Raw genomic sequence first — 22,899 nt, forward strand, 5'->3', positions numbered from 1 at the left:
GTAAATTCCATGCCTGCCCAAATTGTTCAGCACTTTCGTAATGGTGGGCTCTGCTACGTTACCATGAGCTTGTATACGAAGTATTGTATTCGGAAACAAAAAACGTGAAGGACTTGTTTACATGAGAAGGACAGTTCGTTTATGAATCTTGTAATCTTTATAGCCTACTAAACCCCAGCTGTACACAGAAACAAGGTACCAGTACTTAAATGGGTTACTTGTATAGAACACCCGGCAATTGGGTCAGATGAGTAAGTTACGAACACATCAACAAATGCAAGCTACAATTACAAGTTATCGAAAAGATGTAATGCATTTTGAAGAGTTCCTCTGTGAAATAAGTATGAATTGTAGTTTATTAAATGGGAAGATCCACCTCATACAAAAATGGATAAAAAAGCAGCATAAAGAAGATGTAGCATATTCCACCATAAAGAGGCGAATCACATCCTTTCACCAATTCTCGAGATTAATCAGCTCAAGCATGCATATCAATATGCAAATGAATTAGAAGAGGACGAAGCTCATATTAGACCAACCATAAAGCTCCTTATTTTATCAGGCCTTCGGAATCATGCACTTACGAACTTGAAAGTAAATAAACATCAATTAAAAGCAGAAGACAAACTGTTATAAGGATTAGGTGGACTTCCGTTAATTGACAAGGCGTTAAACCGTATTACGAATCGCTTGTCGTCCGTTTTACAATTAAGCGGGGATGAGAAGATTACGCCTCATGGTTTTCGTGCAACAATTAGTACTCTTCTTTCCGACAGAGGGATCGACCTTAACTCCATTCGATTTTTGCTTGGACACTCAGAAAAAGATAACCTTCATTTTTACATCCGACGTTACGGAAGACATATCCAAGTCCTTCGTCGTGAGTTAACACGCCTCGAAGAAGGACTTTCCCAAAAGGGCGATGAGGTGATAGTTTGGAAACCAGACTTTAAAGAATCGTCAAAGCGGGAAACTGATACGTCGCAATCTCCGATCATTCCAAAAGAAACATTGATACAATTGCTCCAAACTCATCCAGACGTTGCAGCTATGATCCTACAAAAAGGATTGGTTCAGCTGTAGGGAGGAGTAGTGATACAAAACCCTATTGTCGTCCTGGATTCATAACAAACATACCATGACAAAAGCACAGGTTTTATTAATCGGTAACAAAACCATTGTAGTAAGAGAGGGTTAAGAGAGGGAGGTTCAAAACAAACTAAAGAGCCATAAGGTAATTGAGAATACAGTGTGTGAAGGAAAGAATATGTAGAAGAGGAATTATGGAAAAGCCAACAAAAACAATCGTCTGAAAATTCGGTTTTGATTAAAGCTCGATCAAAAAAATCTAAAATTTTAATAAGATTAAATCTAGTTCATAAAATTGCTATTTCATGAACTGAAAGCAAAAATGATAAACCTCCTCTATATTGAGATACCGACTTTTAGAGGGGAGGTTTATTCCTTTAAAAAATCAAATCGCAAAGATTGAATCACTTGTTTTTTTGTTCCAGATCTACATGGGTGTAGATGGACGTAGTTGCTAAACTTTCATGGCCAAGAAGCTCCTGGAGCGTTCGGATATCCACTTTGGAAGAAGAATCATCCTGTGAACGTAACAGAAGCGTCGCAAAGGTGTGTCGAAGATGATGAAGCGTAAAACGATGAGGAGGTAAACCTGCATGTTGAAGAACTTCTTTAAAGATTCGATGCAACCCACGTGGATCTAATTGTCGACCAAGATAATTCGTAAAAACCGGCTCCTTTGGATGCAATCGAAAAGGTTCTAACTGCTCCCGGTACTTCTGAATCAAAGGTAACACCATCGGATGAAGCGGGAGGACACGCTCTTTATTACCTTTCCCGTAAATCCGAACGGTGTCCCACTCCAAGTCCAATTGTTCCCACGTCATATCCACCAATTCTTGCCGACGCATGCCGGTTGTTGCAAGGAGTTTGAACATCACATGATTTCGCAGCGCGAACTTTCTTTTGTCAGCTTCCAGAAACCGAAAAAGCTGTTGCAGCTCGATTAATCTCATATAAACTGGCAGTTTTTTATCTGTTTTTGGTGCTTTGAATGCCCACCATAAACTCAACGGTGATCCAATTTTCCTTTGCACAAAACCGACAAAATGATTTTAAGCAAGAAATACGCCTTTGCAGCGTCCTCGGCCGTGTCTGATGCTCAATCACTTGATCTTGCACGAAACGCCGTATCGTCGAATTATACACGTGCTGCAGCTCAGTTGTTCCGTGAACTTTCTGTAAGAATGCCTCAAATACTTGTAAATCGTACGCGTAGCTGCGTATCGTATTGACGGATACATTTCGTTCAACCTGCATGTAACTCAAAAATTCATCAATCGCTTGTTTGACCTGCAAAATGGATCGTCCTCCTAAAAATTGATTATACGGACGCAACCTACCTTTATGGACTGTCCATGGAACTTATTTGAACGGGCCCGAAACTTATCCGGACGCACCCGACGATTATCAGGAACCTATAACTTACATATTCCTGATAATCTAGATCATCGGAACTTAGAATCTTTAGTTATTGTCCCACTTGCTCTTTTTATCAGTTTACATAATATATATTATCGGACTCAAAATGAAATGCAGAATTTCTAAGAGGGGTACTCACCTATGCCACAAACTTGTTCGTACATGGATCTAATTGAATGATCCTGAAAAATATATAGCTTTTTCCCATCTATCACTGCCATATAACATACATAGATGCACCCAAACTTGCTCATAAAAACCTAATTAGTAATCCAGAACCATTCCAGTAAGTTTGTCAGTTTAACTGCAAGACATTAACAAGCAGCAACAGATTGTTGTCTGAACCATCCATCATCTAATAAGGCCAATCAGACATTTATCAACGATCTACATAAGTCACTTGAGTTTCATCAAAATAAAAAAATTCATTTTAAATAAAAAACACCATTTACATTTATTGTAAATTCATTTATATTATAATTAAGATCACTATAACTAAAAACGCCCGGAGGTCCCCAAATGACCAAAGTAATCCCAAAATCCAAAACGATCACCACTACACCGAAAAAAAGATCGTACGAAAATACTTTGAATAACTTGGCGCAATACCTCGAACGAAATAAGAAAAAATAACCAATAAAAAGAGTGCCACTGGAGGCACTCTACTTTGGCGTCTATAAGCTTTTCTTCTCTCTCCCTTGCCCATTTCCCCCGACTACTACTCTTTTGCGCTTCCCATCCAATCCAACAAGTAAAAATCTGTTACCAAACGGGCGATCTGTCCTTCAGCATCATAACCGATATAGCTCGCGTAGCTGCCGTCTCCCCACCCTGTTGAAAACATGGCAACATTACAGCCGTCCACTAAGTCTATTAGCCCCCAGCTCCGTGTGTGTTTATACGTTTGATCCATTTTCTTTGTCAACGTCTCATAGAACATCTCGTCCTTCTCCATTTCTCGTTCCAAAAGCGTGCAAGCTTCTGCATCCATGAACGAGCCTGTACCCGCATCCACACCGTAGCCAAAAAATTCACCTTCGCCAAGCTGTGACACATCTGACTCCGGCCAAACAGCCATTTTCCAAGACACGACAGGTTTATCTGAGAAGACAATTCTCGCCAATGCTATCCGTTCATCTGGCTCCAGAGGGTCATCCGATTGCTCATCCTTTGACAGGGATTGAACTTGCGCGATAGCGAGCTGTACGGAGAAGCTCCCCTTTGGGAAAACCTCCACAAACGGTTCCGTCTCAAACATGACAAACGGATCATTTGCCACGATTTTTCCTGTATTCACCTGAAGCTCGCCCATATCTTGGCGGAACAACCGATATAAATAGCCATCCTGTTCTATCGTATACCCTTCGTCAAATGCCGTTTCAAAAAAGGCAGGGCAATTATGTTTCATGAGTTCATCCCCTTTATCCATTCTCTACATAAAATCCCACTGACGATAGTTTGCCAGTGGGATGTCGTCTGCATGCTAATTTACTTGATCAGAGCTGCGTCCAGCGCCACTTCAATCATTTCATTGAAGGTCGTTTGGCGTTCGTCAGCGGAAGTTTCTTCACCGGTTAGAATGTGATCACTCACGGTAAGGATAGACAATGCATTGCGTTTGTACTTTGCAGCCAATGTGTACAGCGCGGAAGATTCCATTTCAACAGCAAGCACTTGATAGGAAGCCAATTTTTTGTACAAATCGAAGTTCTCGCGATAGAAGCTGTCGCTTGTAAAGATATTCCCTACTTTGACAGACAGATTGCGCTCTGTCGCTACTTGATACGCTTTGTGCAGCAAATCAAAGTTAGCAGTAGGAGCAAAATCAACTTGGTTAAACAGGAGACGATTCGTTTGGGAATCGGAGGATGCGCTCATGGCGATAATCACGTCACGTACTTTGATGTCTTCCTGGATCGCGCCGCAAGTGCCTACGCGGATCAGGTTTTGAACACCATAAGATTGCATGAGCTCATTGACGTAGATCGAGATAGAAGGAACTCCCATGCCCGTTCCTTGTACAGAAACGCGCTTACCTTTGTATGTACCTGTGAAGCCGAGCATGCCACGCACGTTGTTGTAGCACTCTGCTCCTTCGAGGAATGTTTCAGCAATGTATTTGGCCCGTAGCGGATCGCCCGGCAGCAGGATGGTTTCAGCAATTTGACCTTGCTGCGCTCCAATATGGATACTCATAATCTGTTTGCTCCTTTATCAAGAAAAAATGACCTACTTGCCTATCGTACTACAAAAACCGAACAATGCAAAGTCAAGAGATCAAATGATTCCAGCTGCTTTTGATGGCGCGTTTGCACGAGACTTTTGAAAATAACGAATAAGCGATACCCACGGAAGGCATCGCCTCGTCAACGGTTTCATTCATTCATTCATTTAAGGGACATCACGTAATCCATTGCTTCCAAGTGATCTCCCAGAATCGTCTGCTTAACGCTCGGTTTATTCTTTCTTTGTGGCACTCTTTTTCTCGTAAGCTTTGCTGATGCAATGGAATGAGATGGTACGACACGCAATTGATTGTGCAGAGCAATGGCGTGCGCAACGGCAGGTACGACCAAATGTTGAACGCCGATAACAGAGGCAGCCTGTCGCGTCATGGCAAAAGGTAAATCGTACATCGAGGAAGTTCCTAGTTCATGTCGTGAAACCAAGTTATTGAGAAATGTCTTCGCTAGCAAAATGGTATCCGGTTCCATTGAAGCTTGTCGAAGTGTTGTCATGCTCTTTCTCAAGGCGATGTCTGCTCCTCGGTAACAACTTCTGACAAAGGACTGCATGTCATTTGCAGCTACAACGTGATCCGCATCGAGAAACAACCACACATCTCCTGTAGCCTCCTTGGCACCAATTGCTCTCCATACATCATCCCCGAGAGGAAACGGATACACAAGCGCTGTGAGTGGACAAGAGGAATGCGTGAGTATCTTTTTCGCTGATTGATCCGGGCAGCCATCTACAACGAGCACGATTTCCATGGGCCGGAGCTTCTCAATTTGTTTGAGTACTTTTTTGATCGTCTGCTCATAGTGAACAGAGAGGATGACACTTAATCGATTTACATTCTGACATTTTTCCTTGCCATTAATGTGCTCTTCTCTGCGTTTTTTTGTGGGATCTCGCATATTTCGCTTTGCGTTTGCCACCCCATCCACCGCCCTCCTTAACACGCGATTCTAGATGAATGACCGAGCGCAAATGCAAAACGTCCGATGAATGCACCAAGTCGCGGTGTCGTTGTCCATCCTGCTCTGCGCGTCGCAGTTTCGTACCACCTGTTAGTAACTGGATTGCCTTCGCATGCTCCCAATAAATCGTACGGATGTCTTTTGGCACAATATCACGAGTGCCGGTTGGTTGCTTCGTTGCGGCAAACGGGGCAATTGATGTCATTTTAAGCCCCGAGACTGACGCTTGAACCAAAGCAACTGCCGGTTTGCATAAGGTCATGGAACCAATTGCCTCCAGAGCATTTCTGCTCAAGGCAAAAGGAATATTTTCAAAGGAAGCGGATCCCATTCTTTTTTGACCAAGAAGATAATTCAACAGGCAATAGGCACTGCGCGCTGAATGTTTTCCTCTTTTGGATACCCAGTGGTCGGAGTATGTCGTGAGAACGACATCCGATCCCTTTTTGACCAGCGTGACATATTTCTTCAAGTATAAGAGAGGCATGGCGAGGTGTTCGTCGATAAAAAGTACAACGTCTCCCCTCGCGTGAGCAGAGCCGATCGCTCTTGCCTCATGGCTGTCTGCTTCCAAACTAGTTGAAATGACTTGTGTTCCCCATTCATCGGACAGGATAGCTTCTTGGGAGCTCACTCCGTTGCACACGACGATTACTTCCGTGTGTGGGTCTATTCTTTTGACAACAGAGAGCAGTTTCTTCATATTCCTGGCGTTATCACTCATTGGGATGATGACGGACACGGCAGGGCGATCATAGATTCGGTTGTCCATCTTACTCCCCCTCACCAGAAATAAGTTCTTACACTAATGTACGCTCATTTTCCACGATTGGACACGGCATCTATCCCTCACAACTCAACAAGAGATGACCTACTGGGAACATCAAAAACAGGACGCGCATAGTGCCACGTCCTGTTTGGATTCTCATTATTGTATTAGTAGAACCGCCGTTGAAGACTGCGCTCGCGAATTCGTTTATTCCTCTGTGCACGGGAAATCGTATACACGATTAAGAAAAGGTTCATTCCTAACCAGACAATTAACACGCTATAACGGGCCAGTGGATGTGCATTGCTACTTTCTGAATCCCCAAACACACTAGCAGGAGCTGGAGCGGGCGGATCATGACGGAGCAACGGATAAGAGACAGCTAGCTTACCAGCCTGGACAGACAGGCTCCCGTCTGCTTTTAGCTCTACCAACGGCTCCACACCTTTGGGAACCGTTGCATACAGATCCTCCTTGGCTGTAAAAGTCACAACTGAGTTGTTGCCAGGAACAGCTACTTCTGAAAAAGAATCACCTTTTTTGGCGATTGGTTTGGTCTCAAATCCTTGAAAGCCAAAGTCCAGTAGCTTTTTTACATCCTTGTATGCATTTGCACTAGTTGAGGCCTTCATCGTCACAGCGATGAGCTCCAATTCTCCACGTTTGGCGGAGCCTACCAGCGTATGCATCGCCTGATCGGTGAACCCGTTTTTCATGCCAGTCGCCCCTTCGTATTCGCGCAGGAGCTTGTTATGATTCACTAGTACTGTCTCCCACGTTTGTCCATGCCAAGGCAGCCGCTTCGTACCGACAATTTCCCTGAAAACAGGGTTTTTCATCGCGTACTGCGAAATTTTGGCCATGTCGGCGACAGTCGTGTAATGATTCGGGTCATGCAGTCCGTGTGGATTGGCAAAATTCGTTTCGGTGACACCAACTTTTTCTTTCAAATAGGCGTTCAAATCCATTGCAAAACGCTCTGTCGTCTGACTCATATGCTCAGCAATCGCTGTACCAGCATCGTTACCTGAATTCATGAGCAATCCGTACAACAAATTGCGTAGGGAAATCTGTTCTCCCTCTTCCAAATAGACGCGTGTACCTTCTTCACGGCGTGCTTTTTTTGAGACAGTGACAGTGTCATCCAGATTCCCTTTTTCTATCGCGTAAATACCTGTTGCGATTTTCGTAATACTAGCAGGGTACAATTTCTCATGAGGGTTCTTTTCAAACAAGACTTGTCCCGTTGTAGCATCAATCAGAATGGCTGATTGTCCAGTAAGAGCGTTAGGCTCCAGGCCTGATGACTCCTCGGCAAAAGCGGAAGGCATGCCTAGGTTGAACAAAACCATCACCACAACGAGTAGGTTCGTTAGTAAAAAGCGCATGTTAGTCTATATCCTTTCCTACTTTGTCGCGTTTTTTCAGGTTACATTTGGTCTGTAGACAACAAAAGACGTTATTTCAACCGGATCCCCAGTAAATCGTGAATCATTTTAAACTTAGGATTGTCCGCAAATGCCTCTTCGAAACCACTGACATGCTCTCTGTACAAGGCTGCGGCGGAATCTAAATCCTGCTTGACGTATAAAGAAAATATCTCTTCCAATTTTTCTTCCAGTGTCGTATCTACTTCTGCCGGTGTGAGAATTTCTTGACGCAAATTGTTCATCAGCACATCGAGCTGATGTGTGATCACGGACGCTTCATGAAGCTGCTCCAACACGTCTGACGGAATGTTGCCCGCATATTTGTAGCGCAGCTCATGTTCATTTGTCGCCCAGAAGTTCATTCCCAATGTACGGATTTGAATCTCACAAAAAAGTGTTTTCTTTTCGCTGCCGTGGTAAACCGTATACGAAACGATCATGTGAATACTTCTGTAGCCGGATTCCTTCGGAGCTGCTATATAGTCTTTGACATCGTGAATGACAATATCCTCCCGCTCCTGCAACAACTGCTGCACCTCGCGCACGTCGTCTACATAGCGGCATACGACTCGAAGGCCCGCGATATCCTGGACTTCCCTGGCGACATCACTTTGCCAATGATCTCCCAGAAAGTCGATTCCTTTTTCGTTCGCCTTCTTTACTAAACTGTCGACTTTTTTCACTCGTCCGACAACAAATTCAATAGGAGAATAACGACCGCTTTTTTGAAAGCCGTATTTAATTCCTTTTAGTTTTAACTTAAGCTCTTCAACTGCCTGTTCATACGGCGCTAAGAAATGAACCATGTTGTTGAGCACTTTGCTTGGCACATTTGTGACTCTCATGAAGACACCTCCAAATTACTTCCAGAGGAAAGGTGATGCATCAAAAAACGGCTGCGGATTTACGTACGTATTACCCACTAACATGCCGTAATGAAGGTGAGGACCTGTAGAAAAACCGGTGCTACCCATTTGTCCAATCACCTGTCCCTGTTTCACTTCTTGCCCTGTCTCTACATCTAGCTTGGACAAGTGAGCATATATGGAAAAAATATTTAACCCGTGATCGATGATGATGGTATTGCCCGTTAAATATAAAGAGTCGGACAGAACCACTTTCCCATGGTTGCTCGCCCAAATTAGCGTTCCTGTTTTGTTCGCGATGTCAATTGCCGCGTGCCGGTTGGCTGGTACACCATTTACTACGCGTTGGTAGCCGAATGGAGTCGTTAATTTTCCGACTGCTGGCTGTTTAAAAGGCTCCGAGAAATACGGAATTGCTCTCGAGTTTGATCTGGCTGCATTGATCTTTTTTTGATCTGCATTGATTCGATTCGTATCCTGTCGCATTTTGTTGAGCTGTTTGCTTACCGTGAGCTTGTCTACTGCAAATTTTTTCGGTTCGATTGTCACCGTTACGGAAAGCTTTTTGTCAGCAGATGTAACTTTATAGGTTCCTGCTTTCATGTTAAAAGGAATTGGGATAAATCGGGCATACTCATCTTGTGTCTTTTGCAAACGATAGTTCTGAGAGAATACCGTTACGGTTTGTGGTTCTTTGCTGCGTACAAAAATAACGTCCCCAGGATATGTTTTGGCTGGTGTTACGCTGATTGCTGGTTGTTGTTTCGTTGTTTGGGCGTAAACCCCTTCTACTGTCTGGCTGGATATGCTTGTCCCAGAGACGAGCGTCAATGCTGTGACCAACATGAGACTAATCATTGATTTGAACATAGACACGCTCCCTCCCATTTTCTAGTATAACAAAACACACCCTGAAAGGAAAAAGAAAAAGAAGGCTAATGAGCTAGCCTTCCCCAATCATTCCAAATGTAATCTTACTGTTTCTTCGAATAATCCGACATCATTTCCATGATGGATTGCACGCCTGTCAGCATTTCGCTTGCACGTTTGGTTTTTTGCGAGATGCCCTCAAAATCAAGTACCCCTTTTTTTCGGTCATTCCATCTTTTAAACAATTCTTCGGCCATACCGGGGTTGCTACGGACCGCTCTAATCCGCATGGAATCCTCGAGGACCCACGCTTCAAATTCGGGATGCTTTTTTAAAAGCTGCTTGATTTCTTTTTTCTTCATAGCCGGACGTCTCTCCTTTCCACTGGACAAACGAGGATAGTTAACTGTTCGTTACACCATATGACTAGTCCGCGATTGTGCTTGTGTGTTTGCACACAAGTGGCAGAAAAGGGCGATTGAAAAAATAGAAAGGCCCCATGGAAGGGACCTCTCATCATCCAGCTATTTACTTGTCAGTACGTTAGACTTGACGGCCAGCCATTTGTTGCTCAGCAAAGCTCACCAGACGCTTGGTAATTTCGCCACCAACAGAACCGTTTTGACGAGAAGTAGTGTCTGGTCCGAGATTTACACCGAATTCAGATGCAATCTCATACTTGAGTTGATCCAAAGCTTGGTTCGCTTGAGGAACTAGCAGGTTGTTGGAGCTTCCACCGTTGTTTGCCATGATTGATTCCTCCCAACGCTTTTTTTCTCCCGGGACGGAGTTGAACCGTCTAGCGTTTTTTGCTTCTCACCTTGAGACCGGAAGTTGATATTCAAGAGGTGGTTGCTGACCTCTTGTGGTACTATCATCCCACCGCAAAAAAAGTACATGCACGTTTTCTCACGATATTTCTGTTGTAAAATCTGACAAGGTTGTCCCGCTCCTTTATGCTATAATGGTGCGTATAGTTTGGTAGTGAGAGGGGCAAGGTTTTGTGAGTGATTCGGGAAAAGTACTGCTCATCGATGGCATGAGCTTTTTATTTCGCGCCTTTTATGGTTCTGCTTGGGGTGGAGCCTATCGCCAGACTTCATCAGGTGTGTACACAAATGCGGTTTATGGATTTACAAAAATGATGCTCGATTACGCAGAGTTGACACGTCCTACTCATCTCGTGGTGGGCTGGGATGTTGCCTCGCGCGAGTCTTTGGTGCGCAGTCAATGGTATGACGGCTATAAATCAAATCGTCAAGCGGCACCGGATGAGCTCATTCCACAATTCGATTTGGTAAAAGAAGTGACGGATGCGTTCTCCGTTCCGAACTTGGGTTGCCCAGGCTATGAAGGCGATGATGTATTGGGTACGCTTTCCACACGCCTATCCGAAGAAGGACACGAGGTCATCATTGCGACTGGTGATTACGATAGCTTGCAGCTCGTATCTGAGCGAGTCAGCGTAAAAATCCTAAAAAATGGCGGCAAGCATGAGCATTACAATCCAGCGAGCCTCTTGGCATTGCGTGGAATTTCACCTGGACAGGTCGTTGATGTCAAAGCTTTAATGGGAGATGCCTCCGACTGTATTCCGGGCTGCCCAGGAATTGGTGAGAAAACAGCGACAAAGCTGATTACCGAGCATGGTGATCTGGACAACCTATATGTAAATCTGGAAAGCTGCACGCCTAAAATGCGCAGCAAGCTGGAAGAAAATCGCGATCAGGTGTACTTGAGCAGAAAGCTCGCTACGATAATCCGGGATGTTCCGGTGGAGTATTCACTGGAAGATGCCCTATGGGAATACGATCGTCAAGTCGTTCAGAACAAATTCGAAGAGCTTGAATTCGGACGTACGATGGCAGCGAGAGTTGGCTAATTGGGGTTATGATCATCGGCTGAGAAGAAGCGGTCTATCCACTTTTTTTCAGCCGATTCCTTTATGCAAAAATCCCGTCCCATAAGAGGAGACGAGATTTGAAAGTGATGTCGAACGCCGAACGCCGAACACTTATTTGGCTGTTTGAAATACATCCAATAGCAGCCCTGTATTCTCCTCCCCATCCGCTTCCCAGCTCGTCGCAAATTTCACACGGTGAGAAACGCCCAGCAAATCATATGCTTGCACAAGATGCTGCCTCGCAGAACCCACAATCAAGCTGTGCAAACGAACTTGTTTCTGCTGACCCAAAGAGATGAGTTTTTCTTGGACATAAGGAGAAATCCCCCCAATTCCATCCGTTACCATAACAAAATCTGCACCACGCCATGCTTGTTCCTTTTCAACCAGCTCGATGGCCCGCTTCATCGGGGCATCGAAGTGAGTCCCACCGCCAAACGCCATTTGCGCCAGGCCGTAAAAGGCAGCCCAATCTGGCTTTTTGTAATAGAGCGGTTGCTCTCTAATCTCGCCTTTGGCCCCGAACAAGAGGAGAATAAAATCACGCTTTTCCAGCATCGAGAGGGCGGCAAACGTCATGATAAAAATTTGCGCAAGCCGCAGCTTACTTCCGCGCATCGAATGGGATGTGTCCAGCATGCAGATGACCGGACCTTTTGGCGGTTCTTCTACCCATCCTGAGGTATCGTAGGTCATGAGCTTTTGCTCTAGCCATTTAAGCATGAAGTAATTCTCGAAGTCCGGATCAGCGAGAAGCACAGCTTCACCAGGCAGCATGTGAGCAATATCGCCCGACTGTCGCAAATCATAGTATTCCTCTGGAAAATGTCTGGAGCGAATTTCTTTGCGCTTTACACGGAAACGATGGACTTGCCTGCCTACCTCGTTGAGAAAAGCGACCAGATCAGGATGGCGCTTCAATTTCTCAATCCATTTCAAATACTGCTCAAAGCTTTGCCTCCGCAGCTTGCCCAGCTCATGACCCCAGCTTCGGTTAGCAAAACGCTGACTGGCAGTAAATACCTCTTCGACAAAAAGCGTATCGAGTTCTTCCGTAGATAGCGTCGCCTTCAACGATTGCTCCAGCCATTGTCCCAGCTCTGTTTCAAAAGCGGCGATCGCTTCCTTCTCTTGCTTTTGCAGTCGATCAAGCTGTTTTTCTCGCTGAGAGAGCTCTCCCTCCAATTTTTTCACCTTTTGCAGAAGCTTGGTCCGTTTCGTGAACTGCACTTTCATTTCTTCTTGCAGCTCAGTTATGCGATTTTGCAAAGACAGTACCTCTGCCCGTACTAACGGCTTGGTGTCCATGGCCTCTTGCTTGTCTTCTACGATCCGCTTCCCCTGCTGGAGAGTATAACCGACTAACTCGAGCTTGGCCTTTTGTTTTTCGGTCAACAGCTCGGAAAGCTGTGCTTGTTGGCTTCCTTCCTGACCTTGCTGATCTTTCAAGCCAGTTAAGAGCGGGGAAAGCCGTTGATCCTTCTCCCGCTGCTTCACTTCCTCGGAAAACGTCTCCGTCAGCCACAGCAAGGCCTTGATCGCGGTTTTGAACGACGCACTTTCCTGCCCGACCGTACGAGGATGTATCATGCGTGTAAAATACTGCTTCATGAGCGTACGAATCATCCAATGATGAAAAGGAGTGGATTCTTGCGTCAGATCGATCTCCGGCTTTTCTAAATAAAAGACGAGGAAAAAATCAGCCAAGAGCTCCAAATCAAACCATGCTGCTCGTGCCCGCGCCTCATGAACCCATTCCTGAGCGGTGCGCGAAGAGGCGAGGTACGTTTCAAATACATAGCGATCAACACCGCTAGCGCGAATGATCATACGAACTACCCCCTACAACGTAAAATCATAATCCGTCCCGGGGATTTCCTTGTCAAAAATCGTCCGATACGTGCGCTGGAGTTGCTGCAAAATCCGTTCGCCTTCAATTCGCAGGTATGAATATTTGACCGCGTATTTTTCTACATGGGGAATCAAGCGGTTTTTTTCCAGGACATAGGCATGCAGATCGTGCTCCCGCTGCTCCCACTGAATAAGACGATTGCGCAAGTCTCGCGCCGTCTCTTCTACCTCTTCGCGACTCTCCTCTAACAACCGGACATTGCGCTCCGTCGCTTCCTTGCCCAGCTTTGCGCCCACTTCCTTTTTAAACTGGAACGCATGCAGCTCCGACTCCTTTTCCTTCCATTTATCCGCAATTTGGCCGAAGCGCTGGAGTGGCAATTCGTTCTCCATATCATTCTTCAGCATTTCTGTAAATTGTTGTTCAAACGCTTCCTGCATAACTGTCAAATCCTCAGGCACATTCCACAGCATATGCGGAGTGAAAACCGTGTCCCAGATCGTCACCTGCTCACGTCCATGCAACGCAGCAGAAGTACGCCATACATGTGCGATTTTGCTCCAGCGACGGTCGGAGAGAACATACTCTTTTGCTTCCAGGTCTTGTTTGAGGCGGTACAAGAAATAAATGATGGTTTCTGGAATGACCACTTGCTTTGCTGCTGCTTGAATATCCTTCACGTCATACAGAGAGAACACAACGGGAAGAGGCGTCGTTGGCAAAGAAAACATGCGCTCATAGCTGGAAGCATGCTTCAAATAGTGAACCTCATACCGGAACAGGAAGCGGTCATAAAGAGCAGTCAATTGATCATCGTCATCGGGAAGTTCATTCGATGCAGCCATTAAAAACTGCAACGGAACCTCCTCTTTTTCTCTGCCATTGAAATAAATTCGTTCGTTCAATATAGAAAGTAGCGCATTCAGAATCGCGCTGTTCGCTTTGAAAATTTCGTCCAAAAACGCAAACTGAGCGTTGGGCAAATAGCCTGCTGTTTTTCGTACGTATTGATCCAGTTTCAATTGCTGAAGGGAGACTGGACCAAATATCTCATCAGGTGTCGTAAAACGGGTAAGCAAATACTCGAACCAATGTTCCGATCCAAAAAGCTGAGAGACTGATCGTGCTAGCTGGGACTTGGCTGTTCCCGGCGGGCCAATTAACAAAGCATTTTCCCCGCTCATGATGCCGAGCATTAAAAGGCGAATCAGTTCACTTCTTTCCAGGAAACGGCGCTCCAAAAGCTCAATTGCCTGGTCCATTTTACGTTGGATGGGTGTAGTTGAATTCATCGTAGTTGGCTGCACGACGGACTGGTTACGTACGTCGATGTGCCGATCCCCCTCTCTTGCTTGGAACCCAAATATACGTCATTCATTAATAGTGGCATATCATGGACAAAAATGCCAGTTTTCCAGTTGCTTCACTCGTCTGCACTCGAATGTGCGTTCACCCATGGGCCATTTTTCGCATATGTTGTGACATCAAGGTACGTTCATCGGAGTAACGAAAAAGGAGGGTGCGACATGGGAATCGAGCTTTTGTGGATACATGGTGTGTATGTCTTGTTCGTGATTGGCATTATTCTCGTAATGGTTTTTCGAAAAGATACAAGTCTGATCAGTATCGTGGGCATAGCAATCCTCGGTTTCGTTGCGACAGGCTCTGTGACAACAGCCGTCGGCGGAATATTCGGCAGCTTCATCTATGCGATTACCGAGCTATTGCCGACGATTTTAGTTATTTGCATCATTGTTGCGATGAGTCACGTTTTGACCGATACGGGTGTAAATGAAACGATGATTAGGCCGATGACCCATTTGGTTCGAAATCCTGCATTGGCTTATTGGGTTATTGGGATCGTCATGATGGTCATTTCCTGGTTTTTCTGGCCTTCTCCAGCTGTCGCACTAATCGGTGCTGTCATGTTGCCCGTGGCATTGCGCGCTGGTTTGCCAGCGATGGGTGTCGCCGTTTCGATGAACTTGTTTGGACATGGGATTGCACTGTCCGGTGATTATATTATTCAAGGCGCTCCGACTTTAACGGCCAAAGCCGCTGGAATTCCTGTCTCGGACGTGATTTCTGCCAGTGTCCCTCTCGTTATTATTATGGGCGTCGTGACAACTGCAATCGCATTCTGGTATTTGAAAAAAGACATGAAGCTCGGCGTGCTTGCTTCTTCCAAAGAGACAGTCGTGCCTGATGCCGTTTTTACTTCCGTGCGAGTCCCTTTGTCAGATGGCGTGCGTCGTGCGTTAGCTGGACTTGTTCCAGTATTATTTGTCCTCGATGTCGTGGCCATGTTTGCTTTTGATTTACGCGGAGGCGATGCAACGGCGCTAGTGGGCGGCACGGCCTTGCTCATTCTCATCATCGCAACGATGCTCGCGCACAAGAAAAGCGGTCTCGAGCAGGTAACCACCCATCTCATTCAAGGCTTTCAATTCGGGTTTAAGGTATTTGGTCCGGTTATCCCGATTGCTGCTTTCTTTTATATGGGCGACAGTGGGTTTATCAAGGTGTTTGGGGAGGTGCTGCCGCAGGGTTCACACGGAATCGTGAACGACCTTGGCGTGGCGCTTGCACAGACGATTCCCATTAGCAAGGAAGTAGCTGCTCTCACTGTATCCGCAGTAGGTGTTATTACAGGGCTGGATGGCTCAGGCTTCTCCGGGATTACACTGGCTGGCTCTTTGGCTCAACTATTCGCAACTGCTCTGGGTGCCGGTGCAGCTACGTTAACAGCGCTAGGACAAATTGCCGCCATCTGGGTCGGCGGTGGAACGATCATTCCTTGGGCATTGATTCCTGCTGCGGCGATTTGCGGAGTAGATCCTTTTGAACTGGCGAGACGAAATTTGTATCCCGTGGCGATTGGGCTTTTGGTGACGACAATCGTGGCAATGTTTCTTCTGTAAAATGTCGGTATCCATACAAAAAAGCGAATGGTCACGGGCCATTCGCTTTTTCCTTGGTTAGGTTATGAGATAGACGAGTTTTTTCATTCTGTTTTTCTCCGAGAATCATACACTTGTACTAGCCTCTATTTGGATGAGAAAGGAAAAAAACAGTATGAAGTTGTGGGGAAAAAGTATTCAGGTCGCAGCAACGTACATTGGAACCGTCGTAGGCGCCGGGTTTGCGAGCGGTCAAGAAATACTCGCGTTTTTCACCGCCTACGGACATGCCGGAACAATCGGCATCCTGCTCGCCACCTCTCTTTTTGTTTGGCTGGGCTACAAGATGATGTTAATCGCTCATCATTTGCGCACACCCTCCTATGAATCCTTTAATCAAAAACTGTTTGGACCGATGATCGGTCGTACGATGAATATTTTGGTCTTTCTCACCCTTTTCGGCGTAACGACTGTCATGCTGGCAGGAGCGGGCTCGGTCTTGGAGGAGCAGTTTGACATTCCGTATTTGGTCGGGACCATCGCCACCGTTCTGTTCGCCCTGTTGATTCTGCGAAAAGGGTTGGAGCAGTTACTCGTCGTGAATGCGATCGTCGTTCCATCTATGGTATTGTTCGCTTTGCTCATTTTGCTGGATGGCACCGCAGAATCTCCCATGCCTCTCTCGACCCCATCTGATTACTCCTTTTTATGGAAAACAGTCTTATACGTGTCCTTTAATCTAGCTATGGCCCAATCCGTTCTTATCCCGATCGGCTATGCGATCCGCGACAAGGTTGTTTTGTTTCGGGCAGCCGTCATTGGCGGGGTCGTTCTTGGATTCATGCTACTCGTCGTCCATACTGCCATGTTGGCCAACTGGGACGATGTCCGTCTCATGAATATCCCGATACTTTTTGTAACGGACCAATGGAACGAATGGCTCCAGCTGTTCTTTGTTTTCGTGCTCTATTCCGAGATTTTTACCACATTGATTTCCAACGTGTTCGGGATTGGTCAGCAGCTGCGGGAATTATTGGATGTTCCGGAATCGCGGCTATACTTGTATTTGTTCTCTACTGCTTTCGTATTGTGCTTGATTGGGTATAGTCAGTTGCTCATGTTTTTGTATCCGTTGTTTGGGTATCTGGGGTTGTCTACGCTCTGTCGGATATCGGTTCCAGGGACTATTCCTCGGCATAGATTTTAAAAATGGACTGCCACTTTATAAACCACGATCACGCATTGTTCGGCTTTAAGCAAATGACTTACGATCATCAAAAGTATTACCCCCGAGATTTTTTTAACAAAAAGAGATATAACCTGAAAATTCACGAATTATTTATAATCAACACTTAAATAATGTTCGTGATTAACCTATATCACACTTCTCGAACGTATTTCACTTATTTACCTACATGGAAAAGCCGACTACGCTGAGAAGCAGTCGGCTTTTTACTGTTAATGATCAACTGTTCACTACTCTAGTATTTGAGCGGGCGTAATCTTGTTTTTCATTTTTGCTCCATTTTTCGTCTTGGTGATTTATTTGCAAAAGAATGGTAACATTTGTCACGATTGAACCGTCATAGTTTAAGTGCAATCTCATTAACTACTAGAGAGGAATTCCTATCATGAAATTTTCTACCCTGTTAAAAACCATGCTCGCTCTGTCCCTCACCTTCGTCTCTACCTCGCCAATCAAGGCTGAAGAGCAGCAAGACCCATTAAATCCACCGCAATTGCCAGTGGTGTATCAAAACCTGCAAATACCGTCTCATTTGACAGAGCCATTTTTTCTTTTCACGAAGCAACCACTTTACAAGCACGATTCACCTCCAAAGACTTACACCATGTCATTGGTTTCACCGTCTGGAAAAGTAATAAAAAGCAATTACCTCGCTTATAAAAGTGAAGTGTACCCGCTCCGAAATGGGTACGGTTATTTTTATAATGGCAGCTTTTTTAAGCATATGGAATATTTGGTCTACGATAAGCAGGGCAAAGTTTCACCGATGGGTACCTGTTGCGATGTTGGTTTCAACCAGATACATGGGGAATGGTTTACGGGCACGGACTATCCGGGAAACCTGCCGTATCTATACAATGCCAAAACAGGGAAAATTACCAAGAAGTTTCCTGACGCGGATCATCCAATCTACTTAGCCGAACCGACTACGAAAACGTTTGATCCGTACTACTTGCCCTACGGTGAAATGGTAAAAGACGCAAAAGGGAACGAATACTACAAGATGGGCATGCGAACTATTCACGGAAAAATACTGAGCAAGCCATTTTTCGATGAATATTTCGGGTATGGTGAAGGCTGGCATCGAGTGAAAATAAATGGCCAGACACATTTTATCAGCAATGAAGGCAAAATTATGCTGAAGCCTTCCCGTAACTATAAAGTCGAATCGAATATGCACAGTGGCTCATTCATTGTCTCAGGCAAGCTGGGGAACGAAGAATTTTATGTGCTGATGAATAAAAAGGGGCTCATTGTTTCCAAAAAGTATGCGTTTATCCGCCCAACATCCGATGGTCACTTTCTCGCTGTGACGAAAACCAACAAGCAATATACCTTTACCAAAATTAATGCGGCAGATAAAGTCGTATCACCGCAACAATATGTGCTAAATAAGCCAGAACTAATGAAAGAGCTCAAGCAGACGGGACAATTGTTTCATACTGATTCCCAGATCATAACGAACACAGCTAACAATCAAAGCTTCAACTTTCTACATCAATTGCTGATCACTCCTACGAATGAGACAGTCGCCATCGAGTACACCATCTCGGGGACCAAAAAGATTGGCGTGTATACGCATGACGGCAAGCTGATCTATGAGGAGATTATCAAATAAGTAGGTACCAGTGAGCCTGGCTTCTCTCAAATTCTCATGCTAACGTATAAAAGCACGACTATACCCTGCTAAACAGGGGTATGATCGTGCTTTTTCCTAGCAAGTTCCCTTGGGCTTCCAAGTGATAGCGCAATTATTCCAATCCCGTAGGCTTTTCCCTTCCATCCAACGGATACCAGCGAAGCACATCACGCGGAGGGCTTGCCAACCCTTCCTCCAACAAGACACACTTCCAAATTTCTTCACCCGGCCCATCGGTTGTATCGCCGTCATTGATAACAGGACCATTCTCGTATACATAGTTCGATATATTACGCAGAAAACTAGCAACTTCATTCGGATCGTAGGCATCCCCATTAAAGACCGCCTCATGATCGATCACATCCAACTGCTGCATGCCAACGGTATCCATCAAGAGCCATCCCTCTGGAAGGTTGAACAACCGGACATTGGACCACAGCTCTAGCGGAAGGAGCTGTATTTGCTCATGGCGTTGTTCCAGTTCTTGCATCAGCTCGTCAGACGCGAGGCACTCTCCATTTGGATTAAAAAAGCAAAGGGCTTCTGGCATTTTCAACAGCGACTTAGCAATGGCAGTGACTGTCATCAACTCCGGGAGCGATTCATAATCCTCAGGCAGTACACGAGCCTGATCGTCCGACTCCCCCAACACGAAAGAAGAGCGAATACGGATAAACGCTCCGTGCTCAGATGCGGCTTGCTGCCCTTCTGGAAATCCCCACGACTGCTGAGCTGCCCGCTCCAGGCTATTCGAGAACGTAAACGGACCGAAAAAGCCCATCGACCAAGCGCCAAACAGCATTGTGTCTTCTGCCGGGTCTCCCATACTATCCGGCCAAGACTTATCGACGACATCGACCTGGATATATCCGTTTACTTCTGGACGATACGGAATAAGCAAGCTAGGGCCGCTGAACACCCATTGGTCAAATGTTTCTATGATGTTGGCAATTTCGAATTGATTCTTGAGCATGTCTGCGATTTTATGAATCGAAACCGCCGTTGACAGCAGGACGGCAACTCCTTGAGAATACATACCTTTTGGCATATCGTCATCTTCTTTCCAATGTGTTTTTATGAGTCATGGCGCACTTTACGTAACGGTAAACCCAATCGCTTGGAGCTCCTTGCTCGCGATGTCCAGATCAACTTCTGGATTCAGCTCCATAATCATTTCTTTGGTAATAGCAGTATTTGTAAATACATAACCAACTACATCAAGCGAGACCTTCACCTCGTAATAATCCTCTGCCCACTCTACATAGTCTTCTGGATTATCATATATCATCCCAAGCAAAAAATCTGATCCGTCATCCAGCCCTTGCGGATTATGTACGTCTCCGGTCTTCCACACGTGATCGGTAGATTCTCGCCAAAGGCAAAATGTAACATCCTCCTTCGTTAACGCTTCGTCATCGAGTCGATGAAGCAAAGCGGGAGGGACTTGCTCATAGATGCCAGGCCAAACCTCGTATTCTTCCCTGGCATGAGGACTCATTTCCGATTCATGATCGAATCCTTTTACAATAACGCCCTCGGGGGTGAATAGAACGAAAAGATCGTCGCCTGAACCGTTGCTAACGCCCGCGAATGTTGTGTTTTCATCCCATTCTGGATCGAACTGATATCTGCGCAGCCATTCCTCTTCACACAATACGATATCCAGTGCGCTCAGGATAAGCAGACGCTGTTTTAATGCTGCGGGCTCCAAGAAAGGCTTAGGCCAAATGATCATGTTTGATTCTCCTTTACGTTTGTAGATAAGAGATGCCTTTTTTTAATCCCAATGCAAAAAACACTCCACGGACAGCTTTTTCTTGCCACAATCTGGACAAGCTAACGCAAGACCGTGATCAAGCTCCTCATCGATAGGCATAGACGGCATTTTCTCTGAGCATCGGGGACAATCATAGCTGTTCTTATATGTATCGGTATCCGACTCCATTTGCAAAAATGTGGCAGCTACTGTCCTGCATAAATTCACGAATGCGCTCCTTGCCAGCTTCATCCTCGAACCATTCCCATATTTCCGGCAATCGAATATATCTGAATCCAACGCCAACATATATTTTTTGGTTATAGGAACAATGCTGACAAAGCAGCTTATAAGCTTCTCCCACACTATTTCCCCCCTCTTATTATTGAGGAAACTTTTTCACTATGCTAAAAATCGATCCAGCAGACTAAAACACAGATTGACCAGCACCACCACAATAACAGCCCGGACACTAGTCCCACCCAGCTTCTTTATCTCTTCTAGATCAAGCATTGTATGTTTACTGTGAGCTTTTTTAATTGTTTGCACTGCCGAAACATAGTACAAAAAATTGGCTGTTAATGCGAAAAGCACTCGTTGAGTAATTGCGAAGACAATGTATATTTCATAAAAAGTAGCATCATCAAGTCCAACGAAACCCAATAGCAAACCTACACATAGATTCACAGAATAAATAATAATTGCAAGCAGATACATCTTTCGGAAGGCAAACCATGCTTCTCCAAAAAGTGCAGCTCCCCAATTCCATGAGAACCCTTTTGTACGCCAAGCATTCAAATAGTAATTATGATGGTGGACATAGGCGGACAAGAAATTTAATGTAAGATGAGTATCCAAAGTTTATCTCTCCAATCTTACAAGATATCACCAATCTCCAATAGGCACGAAAAGAATTAAAAGGAATCAAGCCAAAATTGAATTATTATACCTCGACTATCCAAGGTTTTTTAACCTCACTTTACTCCATAGAAATACCGTCTGAGAATATCCCATGTAAATAAACGAATGAGTTCCCTTCACCCCGTTTACAGCTATCTTTAAACCAACTATTTTTTAGTTTTGTGATTGATTTGCAACCTGCTTGATAATGCCCTACTACTCCGTGAGTTATGGTACCTTTTCCTGTGGCTTCTCGCAAGCTGATTTACCAACTGCACTGGCATCTTCAAGACAAATAATAGGCACGTAGAAAGCACGAGAGAAACTGGAAGCGATCAACGATGTTCTTCACGAACCTTTTGCCGGAAAAGACAAGAAAACGAGAACCTATCGTCCCCCTTTCTTCCGTAGAATTAAACGCTGGAGGAAATGGTGACGCAGATCATCCTGACCGTGCTGGAGTAAGAGGACTACAATCAGCTTAGGGCGGCGAAACGGCTGGGCATAAACCGGGCTACTCTGTACCGGAAAATCAAAGAGCATTTGCAGGATTGTGTCACAGACCTTTGATTCATTCCGTACCGCTCCTGCCCTCCAACAACAAAACCAGTTGCAAGCGGCGGACAAAAGCAACGAGTGACCATAGCCCGAGCGATCAGCATTGAACCTGACATCATTATTTTAGACGAACCAACGGCCAGCCTCGATGTTTTGTCTCAATCTGCCATTCTCCGGTTGCTGAATGGGTTGCGAAGGAGAAACCACTCCAGCTTCAAAGGAAAACTACTGGGGGTCTCATTTATGTCCTGCTCCCTACAAAAAGCGAAACCGCGTCGAAAATAGCCGTATGGGGAGCTTACCAGTAATCAGTCCAATGTCACGGGGATCGAAGATAAATCCTCGCGAAGGCGTATGTACACGTGCCTCTGATAAAATAAAGTGTTTCGGGATTGGCAATGAGGTGAAATGGCAGCCGCTTAAAAAACGGCTGCCATTCACTTAGTAACGGGAATATGTTTCTTAACGAAGTAAGTTCACAGTTGGAAAACGCGAAATA

The 22,899-nt window shown here is 45.2% G+C and carries 23 protein-coding genes and 2 pseudogenes; 8 read left to right on the plus strand and 17 right to left on the minus strand.

What is annotated here, in order from left to right:
- The first annotated feature begins 274 nt into the window (after positions 1 to 274).
- The gene (locus tag C7R91_RS29940; protein WP_170207331.1) at positions 275 to 511 is read left to right on the plus strand and encodes a site-specific integrase; all 237 of its coding nucleotides are present in this window, start codon (positions 275 to 277) and stop codon (positions 509 to 511) included.
- A 179-nt stretch (positions 512 to 690) separates the two neighbouring features.
- Entirely contained in the window at positions 691 to 1,083 is a 393-nt protein-coding gene (locus C7R91_RS29945; RefSeq protein WP_160309974.1) for a tyrosine-type recombinase/integrase, read from the plus strand.
- Positions 1,084 to 1,493: 410 nt separating this feature from the next.
- Here C7R91_RS29945 and C7R91_RS29275 read toward each other — a convergent pair whose 3' ends face one another.
- The 11 genes from C7R91_RS29275 to C7R91_RS04540 all read right to left on the minus strand — a co-directional run bounded on the left by C7R91_RS29275 (position 1,494) and on the right by C7R91_RS04540 (position 10,396).
- Positions 1,494 to 2,099, minus strand: coding sequence for a tyrosine-type recombinase/integrase (locus C7R91_RS29275; RefSeq protein ID WP_308812359.1), 606 nt, complete (start codon positions 2,097 to 2,099; stop codon positions 1,494 to 1,496).
- Positions 2,059 to 2,385: a site-specific integrase gene (locus C7R91_RS29280; protein WP_174769366.1), complete on the minus strand. Its 327-nt coding sequence runs from the start codon at positions 2,383 to 2,385 to the stop codon at positions 2,059 to 2,061. Before C7R91_RS29280 ends, C7R91_RS29275 begins: the two co-directional genes overlap by 41 nt.
- A gap of 841 nt (positions 2,386 to 3,226) precedes the next feature.
- Complete coding sequence (locus C7R91_RS04500; protein ID WP_047067198.1) at positions 3,227 to 3,916, minus strand: DUF4241 domain-containing protein; 690 nt, start codon at positions 3,914 to 3,916, stop codon at positions 3,227 to 3,229.
- An 80-nt stretch (positions 3,917 to 3,996) separates the two neighbouring features.
- A complete protein-coding gene (deoD, locus tag C7R91_RS04505) occupies positions 3,997 to 4,704 on the minus strand; it encodes a purine-nucleoside phosphorylase (RefSeq protein WP_047067200.1) in 708 nt (235 codons plus the stop codon).
- Between the two features lie 191 nt (positions 4,705 to 4,895).
- Positions 4,896 to 5,648, minus strand: coding sequence for a glycosyltransferase (locus tag C7R91_RS04510; protein ID WP_047067201.1), 753 nt, complete (start codon positions 5,646 to 5,648; stop codon positions 4,896 to 4,898).
- A complete protein-coding gene (locus C7R91_RS04515) occupies positions 5,608 to 6,483 on the minus strand; it encodes a glycosyltransferase (protein WP_047067202.1) in 876 nt (291 codons plus the stop codon). Before C7R91_RS04515 ends, C7R91_RS04510 begins: the two co-directional genes overlap by 41 nt.
- A gap of 164 nt (positions 6,484 to 6,647) precedes the next feature.
- Positions 6,648 to 7,868: a D-alanyl-D-alanine carboxypeptidase family protein gene (locus C7R91_RS04520; protein WP_047067203.1), complete on the minus strand. Its 1,221-nt coding sequence runs from the start codon at positions 7,866 to 7,868 to the stop codon at positions 6,648 to 6,650.
- A gap of 71 nt (positions 7,869 to 7,939) precedes the next feature.
- On the minus strand, positions 7,940 to 8,755 hold the full coding sequence (locus tag C7R91_RS04525; RefSeq protein WP_047067205.1) for a GTP pyrophosphokinase: 816 nt from the start codon (positions 8,753 to 8,755) through the stop codon (positions 7,940 to 7,942).
- A 15-nt stretch (positions 8,756 to 8,770) separates the two neighbouring features.
- Positions 8,771 to 9,646: a M23 family metallopeptidase gene (locus C7R91_RS04530; RefSeq protein ID WP_047067207.1), complete on the minus strand. Its 876-nt coding sequence runs from the start codon at positions 9,644 to 9,646 to the stop codon at positions 8,771 to 8,773.
- Positions 9,647 to 9,750: 104 nt separating this feature from the next.
- Positions 9,751 to 10,008 (minus strand): hypothetical protein, encoded by a 258-nt coding sequence (locus C7R91_RS04535; protein WP_047067209.1) that lies wholly within the window; start codon positions 10,006 to 10,008, stop codon positions 9,751 to 9,753.
- 181 nt (positions 10,009 to 10,189) lie between these two features.
- On the minus strand, positions 10,190 to 10,396 hold the full coding sequence (locus tag C7R91_RS04540; RefSeq protein WP_047067213.1) for an alpha/beta-type small acid-soluble spore protein: 207 nt from the start codon (positions 10,394 to 10,396) through the stop codon (positions 10,190 to 10,192).
- 253 nt (positions 10,397 to 10,649) lie between these two features.
- Between C7R91_RS04540 and C7R91_RS04545 the strand changes: the two genes are divergently transcribed.
- Positions 10,650 to 11,528, plus strand: coding sequence for a 5'-3' exonuclease (locus tag C7R91_RS04545; RefSeq protein ID WP_047067215.1), 879 nt, complete (start codon positions 10,650 to 10,652; stop codon positions 11,526 to 11,528).
- 132 nt (positions 11,529 to 11,660) lie between these two features.
- Here the strand turns inward: C7R91_RS04545 and C7R91_RS04550 are convergent, their stop codons facing one another.
- Both C7R91_RS04550 and C7R91_RS04555 read right to left on the minus strand, forming a co-directional pair.
- The gene (locus C7R91_RS04550) at positions 11,661 to 13,379 is read right to left on the minus strand and encodes a VWA domain-containing protein (RefSeq protein WP_047067216.1); all 1,719 of its coding nucleotides are present in this window, start codon (positions 13,377 to 13,379) and stop codon (positions 11,661 to 11,663) included.
- A 12-nt stretch (positions 13,380 to 13,391) separates the two neighbouring features.
- A complete protein-coding gene (locus tag C7R91_RS04555) occupies positions 13,392 to 14,693 on the minus strand; it encodes an AAA family ATPase (protein WP_047068590.1) in 1,302 nt (433 codons plus the stop codon).
- A gap of 234 nt (positions 14,694 to 14,927) precedes the next feature.
- Here C7R91_RS04555 and C7R91_RS04560 point away from each other — a divergent pair, with 234 nt between their 5' ends.
- From C7R91_RS04560 to C7R91_RS04570, 3 genes are all read left to right on the plus strand, one after another.
- Positions 14,928 to 16,322, plus strand: coding sequence for a membrane protein (locus tag C7R91_RS04560; protein WP_047067217.1), 1,395 nt, complete (start codon positions 14,928 to 14,930; stop codon positions 16,320 to 16,322).
- Positions 16,323 to 16,476: 154 nt separating this feature from the next.
- Positions 16,477 to 17,508, plus strand: coding sequence for a YkvI family membrane protein (locus tag C7R91_RS04565; protein WP_047067218.1), 1,032 nt, complete (start codon positions 16,477 to 16,479; stop codon positions 17,506 to 17,508).
- 424 nt (positions 17,509 to 17,932) lie between these two features.
- On the plus strand, positions 17,933 to 19,165 hold the full coding sequence (locus C7R91_RS04570; protein WP_047067220.1) for a hypothetical protein: 1,233 nt from the start codon (positions 17,933 to 17,935) through the stop codon (positions 19,163 to 19,165).
- 133 nt (positions 19,166 to 19,298) lie between these two features.
- Here the strand turns inward: C7R91_RS04570 and C7R91_RS04575 are convergent, their stop codons facing one another.
- The 4 genes from C7R91_RS04575 to C7R91_RS04590 form a co-directional block, all read right to left on the minus strand.
- Complete coding sequence (locus C7R91_RS04575; protein WP_047067221.1) at positions 19,299 to 20,234, minus strand: DUF4261 domain-containing protein; 936 nt, start codon at positions 20,232 to 20,234, stop codon at positions 19,299 to 19,301.
- A 45-nt stretch (positions 20,235 to 20,279) separates the two neighbouring features.
- Positions 20,280 to 20,921 carry a hypothetical protein gene (locus C7R91_RS04580; protein ID WP_047067222.1) on the minus strand — a complete coding sequence of 214 codons (642 nt, stop codon included), beginning with the start codon at positions 20,919 to 20,921 and terminating at the stop codon, positions 20,280 to 20,282.
- A gap of 184 nt (positions 20,922 to 21,105) precedes the next feature.
- Positions 21,106 to 21,306, minus strand: coding sequence for a hypothetical protein (locus C7R91_RS29130; RefSeq protein ID WP_141336866.1), 201 nt, complete (start codon positions 21,304 to 21,306; stop codon positions 21,106 to 21,108).
- 38 nt (positions 21,307 to 21,344) lie between these two features.
- On the minus strand, positions 21,345 to 21,800 hold the full coding sequence (locus tag C7R91_RS04590; protein ID WP_047067225.1) for a DUF2628 domain-containing protein: 456 nt from the start codon (positions 21,798 to 21,800) through the stop codon (positions 21,345 to 21,347).
- A 519-nt stretch (positions 21,801 to 22,319) separates the two neighbouring features.
- Here C7R91_RS04590 and C7R91_RS29645 point away from each other — a divergent pair.
- Positions 22,320 to 22,412: pseudogene (locus tag C7R91_RS29645) on the plus strand (helix-turn-helix domain-containing protein); the annotation flags it as partial.
- 45 nt (positions 22,413 to 22,457) lie between these two features.
- A pseudogene (locus C7R91_RS29650) lies at positions 22,458 to 22,595 on the plus strand (ATP-binding cassette domain-containing protein); the annotation flags it as partial.
- Positions 22,596 to 22,899: the final 304 nt, after the last annotated feature.

The organism is Brevibacillus formosus, from assembly GCF_003013405.1.
Classification (GTDB): Bacteria; Bacillota; Bacilli; order Brevibacillales; family Brevibacillaceae; genus Brevibacillus; species Brevibacillus formosus.